The sequence below is a fragment of the Azospirillum sp. UENF 111221 genome (assembly GCF_058780625.1).
In genome coordinates, this window is the sequence record NZ_JBSNCH010000004.1 from 292,809 (window position 1) to 305,731 (window position 12,923).

General features: G+C 68.7%; 13 protein-coding genes. 2 read left to right on the forward strand and 11 right to left on the reverse strand.

Features of this window, described 5'->3' with window-relative positions; all coding sequences use genetic code 11:
* Positions 1-26: 26 nt before the first annotated feature.
* The 7 genes from ACWPN3_RS13340 to ACWPN3_RS13370 all read right to left on the reverse strand — a co-directional run bounded on the left by ACWPN3_RS13340 (position 27) and on the right by ACWPN3_RS13370 (position 7,088).
* On the reverse strand, positions 27-1,364 hold the full coding sequence (locus ACWPN3_RS13340) for a PAS domain-containing sensor histidine kinase (protein WP_492239589.1): 1,338 nt from the start codon (positions 1,362-1,364) through the stop codon (positions 27-29).
* Positions 1,361-2,497 (reverse strand): SpbR family protein, encoded by a 1,137-nt coding sequence (gene spbR, locus ACWPN3_RS13345; protein ID WP_109451882.1) that lies wholly within the window; start codon positions 2,495-2,497, stop codon positions 1,361-1,363. The genes ACWPN3_RS13340 and spbR overlap by 4 nt, the downstream gene beginning before the upstream one ends.
* 162 nt (positions 2,498-2,659) lie before the next feature.
* On the reverse strand, positions 2,660-3,424 hold the full coding sequence (locus tag ACWPN3_RS13350) for a DUF6969 family protein (RefSeq protein ID WP_492239588.1): 765 nt from the start codon (positions 3,422-3,424) through the stop codon (positions 2,660-2,662).
* Between the two features lie 114 nt (positions 3,425-3,538).
* Positions 3,539-4,186 carry an ABC-type transport auxiliary lipoprotein family protein gene (locus tag ACWPN3_RS13355; RefSeq protein ID WP_492239587.1) on the reverse strand — a complete coding sequence of 216 codons (648 nt, stop codon included), beginning with the start codon at positions 4,184-4,186 and terminating at the stop codon, positions 3,539-3,541.
* A gap of 5 nt (positions 4,187-4,191) precedes the next feature.
* Entirely contained in the window at positions 4,192-5,151 is a 960-nt protein-coding gene (locus ACWPN3_RS13360; RefSeq protein WP_492261477.1) for an MlaD family protein, read from the reverse strand.
* Positions 5,152-5,160: 9 nt separating this feature from the next.
* Positions 5,161-5,982: an ABC transporter ATP-binding protein gene (locus tag ACWPN3_RS13365; RefSeq protein ID WP_492239586.1), complete on the reverse strand. Its 822-nt coding sequence runs from the start codon at positions 5,980-5,982 to the stop codon at positions 5,161-5,163.
* On the reverse strand, positions 5,982-7,088 hold the full coding sequence (locus ACWPN3_RS13370; RefSeq protein ID WP_492239585.1) for an ABC transporter permease: 1,107 nt from the start codon (positions 7,086-7,088) through the stop codon (positions 5,982-5,984). The genes ACWPN3_RS13365 and ACWPN3_RS13370 overlap by 1 nt, the downstream gene beginning before the upstream one ends.
* Before the next feature lie 323 nt (positions 7,089-7,411).
* Here ACWPN3_RS13370 and ACWPN3_RS13375 point away from each other — a divergent pair, with 323 nt between their 5' ends.
* Positions 7,412-7,927: an adenine phosphoribosyltransferase gene (locus ACWPN3_RS13375; RefSeq protein WP_109453326.1), complete on the forward strand. Its 516-nt coding sequence runs from the start codon at positions 7,412-7,414 to the stop codon at positions 7,925-7,927.
* 2 nt (positions 7,928-7,929) lie between these two features.
* Here the strand turns inward: ACWPN3_RS13375 and ACWPN3_RS13380 are convergent, their stop codons facing one another.
* The 3 genes from ACWPN3_RS13380 to ACWPN3_RS13390 all read right to left on the reverse strand — a co-directional run bounded on the left by ACWPN3_RS13380 (position 7,930) and on the right by ACWPN3_RS13390 (position 10,354).
* Positions 7,930-8,379: a DoxX family protein gene (locus tag ACWPN3_RS13380; protein ID WP_492239584.1), complete on the reverse strand. Its 450-nt coding sequence runs from the start codon at positions 8,377-8,379 to the stop codon at positions 7,930-7,932.
* A 69-nt stretch (positions 8,380-8,448) separates the two neighbouring features.
* Positions 8,449-9,405 (reverse strand): DMT family transporter, encoded by a 957-nt coding sequence (locus tag ACWPN3_RS13385; RefSeq protein ID WP_247873327.1) that lies wholly within the window; start codon positions 9,403-9,405, stop codon positions 8,449-8,451.
* 109 nt (positions 9,406-9,514) lie between these two features.
* A complete protein-coding gene (locus ACWPN3_RS13390) occupies positions 9,515-10,354 on the reverse strand; it encodes a 2-keto-4-pentenoate hydratase (RefSeq protein ID WP_492239583.1) in 840 nt (279 codons plus the stop codon).
* 171 nt (positions 10,355-10,525) lie between these two features.
* Here ACWPN3_RS13390 and ACWPN3_RS13395 point away from each other — a divergent pair, with 171 nt between their 5' ends.
* Positions 10,526-11,857, forward strand: a complete 1,332-nt coding sequence (locus ACWPN3_RS13395; protein WP_492261478.1) for an acetylornithine deacetylase/succinyl-diaminopimelate desuccinylase family protein — start codon at positions 10,526-10,528, stop codon at positions 11,855-11,857.
* Positions 11,858-11,924: 67 nt separating this feature from the next.
* Here ACWPN3_RS13395 and ACWPN3_RS13400 read toward each other — a convergent pair whose 3' ends face one another.
* Positions 11,925-12,647 carry a hypothetical protein gene (locus ACWPN3_RS13400; protein ID WP_492239581.1) on the reverse strand — a complete coding sequence of 241 codons (723 nt, stop codon included), beginning with the start codon at positions 12,645-12,647 and terminating at the stop codon, positions 11,925-11,927.
* Positions 12,648-12,923: the final 276 nt, after the last annotated feature.

Genomic DNA, 12,923 nt, shown 5'->3' on the forward strand with positions numbered 1-12,923 from the left:
CATTCCCTGATTGTTCCGGGCTCTGGCTATTCCCCGTCGTACGGCAACGCCGTCGGCAGGCGCACGCTGACCGTCGTGCCTTCCCCTTCGCGGCTGCGGATGTCCAGCGTGCCGTTCAGCAGATCGACGAAGGATCGCACGAGCGGCAGGCCCAGCCCGGTGCCGCCGGACCGCCGGGACAGCTGGCTGTCGACCTGACCGAAGGGTTGCAGGGCGATGGCGATGCCCTCCGCGCTCATGCCGATCCCGCTGTCCGCAACCTCGATCAGGATGCGGTCGCCTTCCGGACGGACCCGCAGGGCGACGCTGCCGCCGGCGGGGGTGAACTTCACCGCATTGCTCAACAGGTTCAGCAGGATCTGCTTCACCCGCACCGGGTCGCCCAGCAGGTGGGGCGTGTCGGAAGCAATGTCCTGGGACAGGGCCAGCCCCCCCTCCTCCGCCCGCTCGGCGATCAGCAGGAGCGAGCTTTCCACCGCATCGCGGACATCCATCGGCTGTGGATGCATTTCCAGCTTGCCGGCTTCGATCTTGGCGACGTCCAGGATGTCGCTGATGACCGCCAGCAGATGCTGGCTCGACTTGCCGATCACCTTGGCATAGTCGAGATATTTGGGATGGCCGAGCGGCCCGACGATCTCGCTTTCCATCATCGAGGAAAAGCCGATGATGGCGTTCAGCGGCGTGCGCAGCTCATGGCTCATGTTGGCAAGGAACTCGCTTTTGGCACGGTTGGCCAGTTCGGCCTGCTCCTTGGCCTGGATCAGCGCCTGCTCGGCGCGGCGGCGTTCCTGAACCTCTTGCATCAGCGCGCGGGTGCGCTCGGCCACCCGCATCTCCAGCTCGTCACGGGCCTGCCGCAGGGCCAGTTCGGCCCGCTTGCGCCGGGTGATGTCCTGGCCGACACACAGGATGCCGGCGGAAGCGCCATCGCCTTTCGGCAGGCGGTTCAGGTTCCACAGCAGCACCCGCTCGCTCATGCAGTCCTGCTCGCGCAGCACCTGCTCGAAGTTGCGGACTTCCGTGCCCATCGCGGCGACGGCAAGCTGGGCGGCGAAGGGGCCGGTCGGCTGCTCCCTCATCGCCTCGGCCCAGAGACGGCCGATGGCGCTGCCGGCTTCCAGCCCGAAGGCGCGCTCGGCGTCGCGGTTGGCCTCCACGATGCGGCCGTCGTCGCCCAGAACCAGGATGATGCTGGCCGCTGTCCGCAACAAGGACCGGAATCGTGCTTCGCCGGCCCGCGCCTCGCTCTGGCGCAGGGCGGCTTCCAGTTCGGCGATGCGGGATTCCAGCCGGCGGACGGTGTCGGCCGGACCACCGCCTGCCGGCTGGGCCGGACCGGAGAAAAAGGTCGGGTCGGTCACGCCGCCGCGTTTTCCGGCTGCATCATGTCGCCCAGCTTCGCCAGCAGGAACTCCAGATCCTCCGGCGCCAGATCCTCATACTGCGTCAGGATGCGCTCGATGACACGGCGGCGGTGGCGCTCGCGGTCGCCCGGCTCGCCGTCATAGGGGGTCTCCTTCAGCACGTCGATGGCGATGCGGCAGGCCGGCAGCAAAGCGGCCGGCAGCTTGGCCTTGTCGTACAGAGACTTCAGCCCCAAACGGCCGGCATCGTGGATCAGCAGCCGGGCATTGGTCATCGGCACATTCGCCATGCGCGACATCGCCGTCTCGAAGAAGGCGATGTCGCCGGTGCACAGCGAACGGACCAGCAACGACGGCGTCAGGCGGCCGGTGCGGGCAAGCTGCGTCACCAGACGGTCGAGCGCCCCTTCGTCGCTTTCGCCGGTGAACAGGGCGACGGTCGCCCGCTCGCGGCTCTGCAGGATCAGCTCCGACGCGACCTTCGACGGCAGTTCATGGTGAGAGACCAGATGCTGGCGCAGCCGTTCCGACACCACCGCCACCAGCCGTTCGGCGATGGTGATCGGCAGCCTGGAGCGGTGGACCAGCGGGTCCTGCACCGCCTCGCTCGCGCCGAAGCGGTCGATGACGCGTCCCAGGCTCTGCTCGCCCAGTTCCGCCCCCTCGTTGGCGACCAATGCTGCGACCGCGCGTTCGGACCCGCTTTCGATCAGCGCGTCGGCGACGGCGGCCGGCACGGTCGGGCGCTGGGCGATGGCGGTGCTCTTGGCGTCGGCGTCGGAGCGCACGATCTCGACAAGATCGGCCGGAGTCAGCACGGTGGAGACGCTCAGCACCGGAATCGCCACCGCCTCCACGTCGCGGGCCAGGGTCAGGGCGACGTCCCGCGGCAGGGAGGGGCTGGATTTCAGGTTCTCCGCCAGGGTCTGGCGGACGCGCAGGACCGTGTCCTTGACCATGACGCGGATGATGTCCTCCGCCAGCTTGCGCTCCGCCTGCGACAGCTCGGGACTGTCGAACTGCTGGGACAGCTTGGCGGCCAGATCGGTCCGGCTGTTCGGCGACGGGTCGGCCAGAAGCCGCGCCACGTCCTGCTGGGTCAGATGACCCGACTTGAAATCGTCACTCATGGGTCCCGGACCCTTCCTGCCCTGGTCCGTCTCCATATTGGACGCGGAACGCAAAACCCGCGCGGGTGTGGGCGGAGACTTGTCCACCCGTTCAGGATCTTCCGAAACGGTTGAACCTTCCTTAACGCCCTGCGGTCATAAGCCCAACGGCCGGGACGCCGATCATGGGATTTCGACGAAGCTCGGCGGTTCCGGCAGGATGGAGCCGCGGCGGCGTGTCCCGCGCAGGTGCAGGGCCACCTCGGCGATCTGCTGCTCCACCGAGATGTGGCGTTGAGAGGCGACCTCCAGCCCGCGGTCCTCATAGACATAGGCATCGGGATGGCCCTCGGCCCAGTCCCGGATGGCGGCATCGCGGTCGCGCAGCAGGGCGACGACGGTCGGGCGGAACAGCCGCATCATCGCCGTGATCCAACGGTTGGCCGGCCAGGACGGCCGGGCGTGATCGATCTCGAAGGCATCGAGCATGGCGATCACGTCGTCCGCCTTGTACCAGGTCTCCCCCGTCACCCAGCGGTTGGTGGTGAACAGCCGCACCGGCTGGCCGGCGACGTCCATGGCGATGCCGATCAGGTGGGACAGCGCGTCGTTGTCGTTGTTCGGAGCCACGAAATCGGCCAGCGGCGCCGGCCGCAGGCCCGGCGGCATGCCGTGCGGGCGCAGGAATGTGTGGAAATGGCCATGCTCGCCTTGCGGCCGCTCGCCTTCGGGATGGCAGTGGTAATAATACTGGGCATGGAACTCGGCGTCGTAGACGTCGCCCGGGGGATAATGCTTCCACTCGTACAGCGTGCCGTGGCCGCGCAGAAGCTCGCCCACCACCGTGTCGCCGGTCTTGGCGAGAACACGCTGGCACAGGCGTACTTCGCGTCCCGCCTCGGCCATCGCCTCCAACTCTTCCCGGGACACGTCCGACAAATCCGTCATCGCCCGATCCTGCGCTGCGCGAACATCCCCATTACGTACGCGGCTATGCGGGCGTGGCAAGGTCTTTTCGGACGTCGCACCTGCGGTTGCAGCCCCGCCTGCGCTTCCCGCCCGTCAGCTGCCGGATGGACGGACGCGCTGCGACAGCGACCAGCCGACCAGTTCGCCGGTGACCTGCCCCAGCGCCTGGTCGAAGGCGGCGATCACGTCGGTAAAGGAGCGGCCGCGCACCGGCGCCGACGCCTCGAAGGTCTCGCCGGCCTCGATGGTCCGGCGCGGCATGGCGACCAGCTTGGCCGACAGCCGAACATGCACCCGGTCCGGCATGGCGGCGCCCGGCGTGGCGTATTCCGCCTGGAAATCGCGCAGTTCCGATTTCAGCACATAGTCGGAACGCAACCCCACCGTGTCGCGCCCGACCGAGACGATGCGGCCGCTGTCCTCGAAGGTCTGGACGATCAGCCCCTGCACCATGTTCGGCGCCCGGTCGGCCCAGGACACGTCGGCGAAATAGTCGAGCGAGGTCGGCGAGCGGGCCAGCGCGATGCGCGGCGTGTCGATCCCGGCCGCCGCCGCCGGCGTCTCCACCAGCAGCTGCCAGTCGGCCTTCGGGCCGGCGGCGACGCTGGCCCGCGGGGTCAGGGTGTAGAGATGCGGCGCCGTCGGGTTCAGCGTCGAACAGGCAGCCAGCCCCAGCAGCAGCGCCGCCCCGCACATCCCGCGCACGGCGGCCCTTGCAAACCCGCTCCGCACCGTCGTCACCCGCCTCATTTCCCACGCACCTCCACGCCCTGCCGCGTCCCGCCGAAGAGGAAGTTCGACGGGTCGTTCTCGATCCGGGTGACCACCCGCGACAGCTGCCCGGACAGATCGCGCAGCTGGGTGATCAGCAACGTCAATTCATACAGCCCCGTGGCGGTAAAGTCGCGCACCGGTTCGCGATTCTCGGCCAGCATGCCGTTCAGGGTGTCGGAACTGCGTTTCAGCGACCGCATCAGCTCGCGCGTCTCGCCGGTCACGCTCTTGGCGGCGGTGTCGACGCTCGTCAGCGTGTCGCGCGCCTGCTCCATCGTGCGGTCGAACTGCGGGCCGGACGCCTCGAAGCCGCTCAGCGTCCGCCTCGCCTGCGCCATCGTCTCCTCCAGCCCGGCGCTGGTCCGGGCGAGTTCGGCGCTGGCGGTGCGGGCGTTGGCGAGGATGTCGCCGATGGCCTTCTGGTTGTCGCCGTTCAACAGATCGCCCAGCCGGGTGATGACCTCCAGCGACCGGCTGACCAGCTGCGGCGCGCTGTCGACCACCGCGGTCAGCGAGCTGGGCCGCGACGGGATGGTCAGCACGCCGTCGGCATCGGTGGCGGTCAGATGCTTGCCCCCCGCATTGCCGCCGGAGATCTGGACATAGGCGCCGCCGGTGATCCCCTGCAGTTCCAGCGAAGCGATGGAATTGGACATGATCGGCGTGCCGTTCTGCACCATGATCGTCACCCGCACCCGCGTCACGTTGTCAGGGTCGAGCCGGATGTCCGACACCGTTCCCACCGGCACGCCGCGGTAGCGCACCGGGCTGCCCTGCTGCAACCCGGTGACGGAGCCGGTGAAATAGATGCGGTAGGTTTCGCGCGTTTCATCGAGCTGGACCTTGGCGATCCAGGCGGTGAAGACCAGCAGGCCGGCGACCAGAGCCAGCACGAAGCTGCCGACCAGAATGTAGCTGGCGCGGGTTTCCATGACGTGCCCCTACCCTTTCGCAAGACGCTTGGCGTCTTCTTCTTCGTAGCGTCGTGCCTGATTGCGCTCTTTGGCGTCGAGGGCCGCGCGGCCGCGCGGTCCGTGGAAATAATCGTGGATCCAGGGATGGGGATCGGCCAGATGCTGGGCCAGGGTGCCCACCCGGATCTTCTTGTCGACCAGAACGGCGATGCGGTCGCAGATTGAGGTCAGGCTGTCCAGATCGTGGGTGACCATGAAGACGGTCAGCCCCAGGCTGCGCTGCAAGCCCTGGATCAGCGTGTCGAAGGCGGCAGCACCGATTGGGTCGAGGCCGGCCGTCGGCTCGTCCAGGAACAGGATGTCGGGGTCGAGTGCCAGGGCGCGGGCAAGGCCGGCGCGCTTGATCATGCCGCCCGACAACTGGGCCGGATGCTTGGTGCCGGCGTCGGGCGGCAGGCCGGCCATGGCGATCTTCACCCGTGCCACCTCGGCGATCAGCGCCGGGGCCAGGCCGGTGTGCTCCTTCAGCGGCAGCATCACATTCTCCGCCACCGTCATCGAACTGAACAGGGCGCCGTTCTGGAACAGCACGCCGGTGCGGGCCTGCAACGCGGTGCGCTCCGCCCGGTCCAGGTCGGCGGTGTCGTGGCCCAACAGCTCGATCCGGCCGGCGGCAGGGTCGATCAGGCCGAGGATTTCCTTCAGCAGCACCGACTTGCCGGTGCCGGAACCGCCGACGACGCCCAGCACCTCCCCCCGCTCGACGTCGAGGTCGAGGCCGTCATGGACGGTCTGCGGGCCGAAGCGGGTGACCAGTCCGCGCACGCGGATGACGGGAGCGGCGGTCATCACACCCCCAGCATGGAGAAGAGGACGGAGAACACCGCGTCGATGACGATAACCAGGAAGATGCCCTCCACCACCGCCTTGGTTGTCATGATGCCGACACTCTCGGCACTGCCGGAGACCTTCAACCCTTCGTAGCAGCCGACCATGGCGATCACCAGGGCGAAGACCGGCGCCTTGATCAGGCCGGCGATCACCGTGTTGATGCCGACGGCGCTGTGAAGCTGGCGGATGAACTGCCCGAAGGTGATGTCCAGCGTGGCATAGGCCATCACCGCCCCGCCGAACAGCCCCATCACATCGGCGTAGAAGGCCAGCAGCGGCAGGGTGATCATCAGCGCCAGCGCCCGCGGCACCACCAGCAGCTCCACCGGGTCGAGGCCCATGGTGCCGATGGCGTCGACCTCCTGGTTCACCTTCATGGTGCCGATCTGCGCGGTGAAGGCGGAGCCGGAGCGGCCGGCGACGATGATCGCCGTCATCAGGATGCCGATCTCGCGCAGGACGGAGATGCCCAGCAGGTTCACCACATACAGTTCCGCCCCGAAGCGCTTCAGCTGGTCCGCCCCCTGGAAGGCCAGCACCACGCCAATCAGGAAGGACAGCAGCCCCAGGATCGGCAGGGCATTCAGCCCGGTCTGCTCGATGTGAAACAGGACGGAGGTCAGGCGCAAGCGCGACGGGCGCAGGATCAGCCGGGCGAAGGTGACGGTGACGAGGCCAAGGAAGCCGACGAGGTCGAGGATCTCCTTGGCGGCGCTCACCGTCGTCTGGCCGGTGCGCACCACCATGTCGAGAACCGGGTGGTGTTCGCGTTCGATCGGGTGGGGCGGCGCCTTGCCGGCGTCACGCACGGCGTCGAACAGGGCGGAATGCTCCGGCCGGAGGCCGACCACCGAAACGGCATGCCCCTCGGCCCCCAGCCGTTCGGCCGAGCGGTTCAGCAGATAGGCGCCGACGGTGTCGAGCGCCTCAACCCGCGCCAGATCGAGCCGCACCGCGGTGCCGCCCGGCGGCTTGGGCGCATGGTCCAGCGCATCCGACGCAGCTGTGGCCCATTCCAGGGTCCAGCGCCCGGCGGCGGCGATCCGCCACCCGCCATCGGCCAAGCCCGGATCGTTCCCGGCTTCGATCCGGGCCCCATCCTTCGCCGCTCCGTCTTTCGCCAAAGTCGCTGCCACAGGCTCCGCCGCACGCATCCGCACATCGAACCGGTACGTTTGGCCGGCACGCCTGGAACGTGGCGGAGCATCGCCGGATGGTCAACCCCATCCGGCAAATCCGTCTCATCCGCAAGCAGGGCGACAGCTTGGTCTGCGTCCAATCGCGGCTTTGCGCCGGGGTGGCCAGCGGCTAGAGTGCCGGGAGGCGGACCGGGCCATGCATGCCGGCTTGCGATTCTTTACGGACAAGATCTCCGATGAACTTCCCGATGAACTTCAAAGACCATATCCGCGACATCCCGGATTTCCCGAAGCCCGGCATCCTGTTCTACGACGTCTCGCCGCTGCTGGCGAACGGCGCCGCCTGGAAGGCCGCCATCGACGCGCTGGCCGAGGCGGTGCGCCCGCACAAGCCGGAGCTGCTGGTCGGAATCGAATCGCGCGGCTTCCTGGTCGCCGCCCCGCTGGCGCTGACGCTGGGCATCGGGTTCATCATGGTGCGCAAGCACGGCAAGCTGCCGGGCGACAAGATCGCCCATTCCTACGACCTCGAATACGGCACCGATACCATCGAGGTGCAGGCCGACGCGGTGAAGCCCGGCCAGCGCGTGGTGGTGCTGGACGATTTGCTGGCGACCGGCGGCACCATGGCCGCCGCCATCAGCCTGCTGCGCCAGGTCGGCGCCGACGTCCGCGCCGCCGCCTTCCTGGTGGAACTGACCTTCCTCAATGGCCGCGGCCGGATCGACGTGCCCAGCGTCTCGCTGATGGCGTACGATTCCTGAGGTCAGCGCCGGCTGAGCCAGCCGTCGACGCTGAAGCGCCCGCCGCCCGAGGCGACCAGCGAGAGGAAGCCGCCGATGATGGCGAGGTTCTTCATGAACTGGATCTGCTGCATCTTCATGGCGTCGGGCGCAGCCTCCCAATAGCGGTGGGCGATCAGCGTCGCGGCGACGGTGAAGACCGCGACCAGCAGAGCCGCCAGCCGGGTCCAGGCGCCCAGCACGATGGCCAACCCGCCGAACGCCTCAACCAGCGCGCCGATGGGGGCGACGATGGTGGCCATCGGCACGCCCTGGCTCTCCATCCCGGCGATGAAGCCGCTGAGCGCCATCAGCTTGCCGAAACCGCTCTGCACGAAGATGGCGCCCAGCAGCACGCGGGCCGCCAGCAGCAGCGCGTCCTGCCCGGTGGTGGCGGTGCCGTATCCCGCCGGTGTGGTCGCATAGTTCGTCATCCCGGATATCCCTTTCATTCTATTGGAAGAGGAGACGACGGAAGACGCACGGTTATTCCCCAAAAAAGCTCAGGCCGTCTTCCACAGGCTGATGATCATGACGCCGGCGACGGTCAGGGCGGCACCGGCCAGCTGCAGCCAGCCCATCGGCTCCGCCAGCACCAGAGAACCGAACACCGCGGCGGAGACCGGGCCGATGGCGCCGCTCAGCGCCACCAGATTGGGGCCGACCCGCCGCAGCGCCTCCGCCGTCATCAGCACCGGCAGCACGGTGCAGACCACCGCCATCACCGCCGACAGCCCATAGACCGGCAGCGGCAGGTCCAGCGCCGACAGGGGGCGCAGCACCAGGAATTGCAGGATGCAGCACAGGCAGGCCGCCGTCATCGCATAGGCGGTGAAGCGCATGGAGCCGATCCGCTGGACCACGCGGCTGCTGCCGACCAGATAGATCGAGTAGAGGAAGGCCCCCATGAAGACCAGCGCCGCTCCGGTCATGAAGTCGGGATGGCCGGTCCCGATCTCCGACCAGACCACCAATGCCACGCCGGCATAGGAGACCACCAGCGCCACCACCTCGCGCAGGCCGATCCGCTTGCCGAGGAACAGGGCCGACAGGACAACGACGATGGTCGGGTAGAGGAACAGCAGCAGCCGCCCCATCCCGGCCGTGACATAGCGCAAGCCCAGGAAATCGCAGAAGCTGGCGGCGTAATAGCCGGTGACGCCCAGCGCCACCGTCAAAGCGAGGTCGCGGCCGGCGATCGGGGCGCGCTCTCCCTTCCTGGCTCCTGCCCACAGCGCCATGCCCAGGAAGAAGGGCAGCGCGAAGACCATGCGCAGCATGATCAGGGTGACCGGATCGACATTGTAGCGGTAGGCCAGCTTGATGATGACCGGCCGCAGCGAGAAGGCGACCACCCCGGCCACCGCAAGCCCCAGACCGGCCAGCATCTGGACCGGCGGCAGCAGGCGCTTCCCGGCATCGGGCAGGACTGCTTCGGAAGACAGGCTGGGCTGGGACAAGGGGAAAATCCGGGGACTGGAGGGGGGAGGCCATTCAAGCATCCCCGCCGCCATTTGGCTTCCGTCAAGGCCGTGTCGGGCCATGACCGCCGTCATACCCTGGATTGCGTCAGGCGATTGTCCCAGCGGCGACGGCGGTGCCGGACATCGGCTCCAGGCCGGTGAAGGCGATGCGCGCCTGCTGGCCGATGGCGATGGCATGCACGCCGGTCAAAGCACCGGTCGAGATCCACTGCCCGGCCTTCAGCGGACGGCCCAGCCGGACCGCGATGCTCAGCGCCACTGCGACCGCGGCGGCGATGCCGCCCGGCAGCTTGGCGGCACTGCCGACGCCGACGCTCTGCCCGTCGATCAGCACCTCGGCCCTGAGTGCATCGCTGCCCTCGACGCCACCGACGATCTCCTCGCCGACGATCAGGCCGTTGTTGTTGCCGAAGACGGCGGTGGAGGCGGTGGGGCCCAGCGTGTTGACCGGGGCCAGCGGACCGCCCGCCACCTCGATGGCGGCATGGACGGCGGCGATGAAGGCCGCGGCCTCCGCCGGGCTGTAATCCAGCTTGTCGGCGGGGGCGTCGGCGGCGATGCGCACCGCGAACTCCGCCTCCACCGCGCCGAAGCCGCCGGGGATGACCGGGAAGGTCAGGGAGCCGCCGGCGCCCGTCACCACGGTGCCTGCGAAGATCGGGCCGATGTAGCGCATGGCGCCCAGCGTCTCCTCCAGGGCCGGCGGCACCCGCGCCACCTTCCAGCCGGCGACCTCGTCGGGCCAGGCGGCGGTCGCCGTCGCCTGGATGGCGTAGGCGGTGGCGAGGTCGGCCGGCAGCGGGCCGGGGAAATCGGCAAGGCCGGTCGCGCTGCGGCGGGCGTCGACGAAGCGGGCCGCTGCCTCGGCGATCACCGGGTCGGCCAGGGTCGGGGCGCTCAGCCCGATGGGATGCGTGACGGTCATAGAGGATCTCCACTGAGAGGCGCCGCGACTGTAGCGGTCCCGGACGGTCCGGGAAAGTGCGCTGCACCAGACCGCCGACAGGACCGTCCACAGGGCCGCTTCCCGAAAGGCGGGGTGGACGGACCATCGGGATGCGGCGACACTGACCGCGTCCTTGCCGCGGGAGAGGCCATGCGTTCCGACACCGACGCCGCAACCACCCAGCTGTTTCGCCGGCTTTTCGGCCGGATCGAGTTGCGGCGCGACGAGCTGGTCGCGCTGACCCAAGCGCTGATCCGCATCCCCACCGTCAACCCGCCGGGCGACGTCTACACCGACTGTGCCGAGCTGATCGGCCGGCGGCTGGCAGCGCGCGGATTCGGGGTGGAGTATGTGCGGGCGGAGGGGGCGGCGGGAGACAGCGACCGCTATCCGCGCACCAATGTCGTCGCCCGCATCGAGGCGCCGCGTCCGGGGCCTTGCGTCCATTTCAACGGCCACATCGACGTGGTGCCGGCCGGCCAGGGCTGGACCGTCGATCCCTTCGGCGGGGTGGTGAAGGACGGCAGGGTCTATGGCCGCGGCGCCTGCGACATGAAGGGCGGCATCGCCGCCTCGATCATCGCGGTGGAGTCGCTGCTGGAGGAGGGTCTGCTGACGGCCGGCGCCCTGGAGATCTCCGGCACGGTGGACGAGGAATTGGGCGGCTATGGCGGGGTCGGGCATCTGGCGACGCTCGGCTATTTCTCCCGGCCCAGGGTCGACCACGTCATCATCCCGGAGCCGCTGAACGTCGACCGGGTCTGCATCGGCCATCGCGGCGTCTGGTGGGCGGAGATCGAGACCAGGGGCCGCGTCGCCCACGGCTCGATGCCCTTCCTCGGCAACTGCGCGGTGCGCCACATGGGCGCCGTGCTGCACCGGATCGAGACCGAGCTGATCCCGCGCCTCGCCGCCAAGCGCACCGACATGCCGGTGGTGCCGGAGGGGGCGCGCCAGTCGACCATCAACATCAACGCCATCCATGGCGGCCAGCGCGAGGATCATGACGGGCTGCCCAGCCCGATGGTGCCCGACCGCTGCCGCATGGTGATCGACCGCCGTTACCTGATCGAGGAGGACCCGGACGCGGTGCGCGGCGAGGTCGTCGCCATCCTGGAGGATCTGCGGCGCAGCCGCCCCGGCTTCGACTATGAGCTGCGCGAGGTGCTGGCCTTCCTGCCGACGATGACCGACGCCGACGCCCCCGTGGTGCGGGCGGTGGCCGCCGCCATCGAGACGGTGCTGGGCCGCCCGGCGCAGCAGGTGGTGTCCCCCGGCACCTACGACCAGAAGCATGTGGTCCGCGTCGGCCAGCTGAAGGACTGCATCGCCTACGGCCCCGGCATCCTCGACCTCGCCCACCAGCCCGACGAATGGGTCGGCATCGACGACATGGTGCAATCGGCTCAGGTGATGGCGCTGGCGACGCTGGAATTGCTCGGCGGTGGTGCTGCGGAAGCCGGCGGCGGGCTGCGCTTCTGACGGCTCCGGCTCTGCGGTTGGGACAGCGGATGGAACGGCGTGGAACGCTTTCCGGCCGATGTTCCATCTACCGCCGGCCGGCGAAGGCACCGGCGGCACGGCGGCTGACCGGGCCGGGGTTGAGGTTGGGGTACTCCTCATACTGGTTGAGCGTATAGGGGAAGACGCCCTTCGGCCCGGCGGCCTCCGGCTGGGCCAGGACGGCGGCGACCATCGCCGGGTTGGGCGGGCAGCGTTCGCGGATGGCGCCGGGGATGGCGTCGTCGTCCAGTTCGGGGACGATGACGGCGGGCGGGTCTTCCGGTTTCGGGGCCGGCTTCGGGGCAGGTTTCGGGGCGGACGGCTGATCGGGTTGGGCATCAGGCTGGGTGGCCTGCCGCTTGGCTGCGGGAAGGTCGAGGCCGGCGAACAGGCCGAGCCGCTCGGCCAGCCAGCGGACGGTGGCGGGATCGCCGGAGGAAACCAGCCGCTCGATCTGTTCGGCCACCAGTACCCGCAGCGAGGACAGGCGCAGTTCCGCCTCGCGGTTCAGCGCCTGCCGTTCCCACCAGACCCTGTGACGAAAATCCTTGGCGCCGTAATAGGCGCGCCACAGCGTCGTCCGGCTGCACCCCATGGCGCGCGAGACCTGGAAGAAGCTGTTGCCGCGGGCCAGCATGCCGGCGGCCATGATCCATTGTTCCTCGTGGAACTGCGAACCGGGAACCAGCGAGCCTTCCGACGGGGTCGGCGGCTCCTCGGCCCAGCGGGGAAAATTGTCGGTGGTGAAGCTGCGGGGATCGAGGGGCATGGCGGGACTCCACAAGCGAGGGGGCTTGCGGAGAGGTTACAGGAAAATTTTCCTTTACAGTGGCGTTCTTTGAAAATCGAGATGGGGGTTGCTTCATCGGCACAGAGGAAGTCCTGCCCTCTCGCTCTTGCGATCTGGATGCTCCGCTGCAAATATCCTCGCCATGAAGGCCGCACCAAGTACCACCTGCATCGCGCTCTCGCGCGCCTGACGCGAAGAGCGTTACCGTGAGCCCCCTGATGGGCGGCTCGCGTCGACTGTCTGCGCGCCCATGCA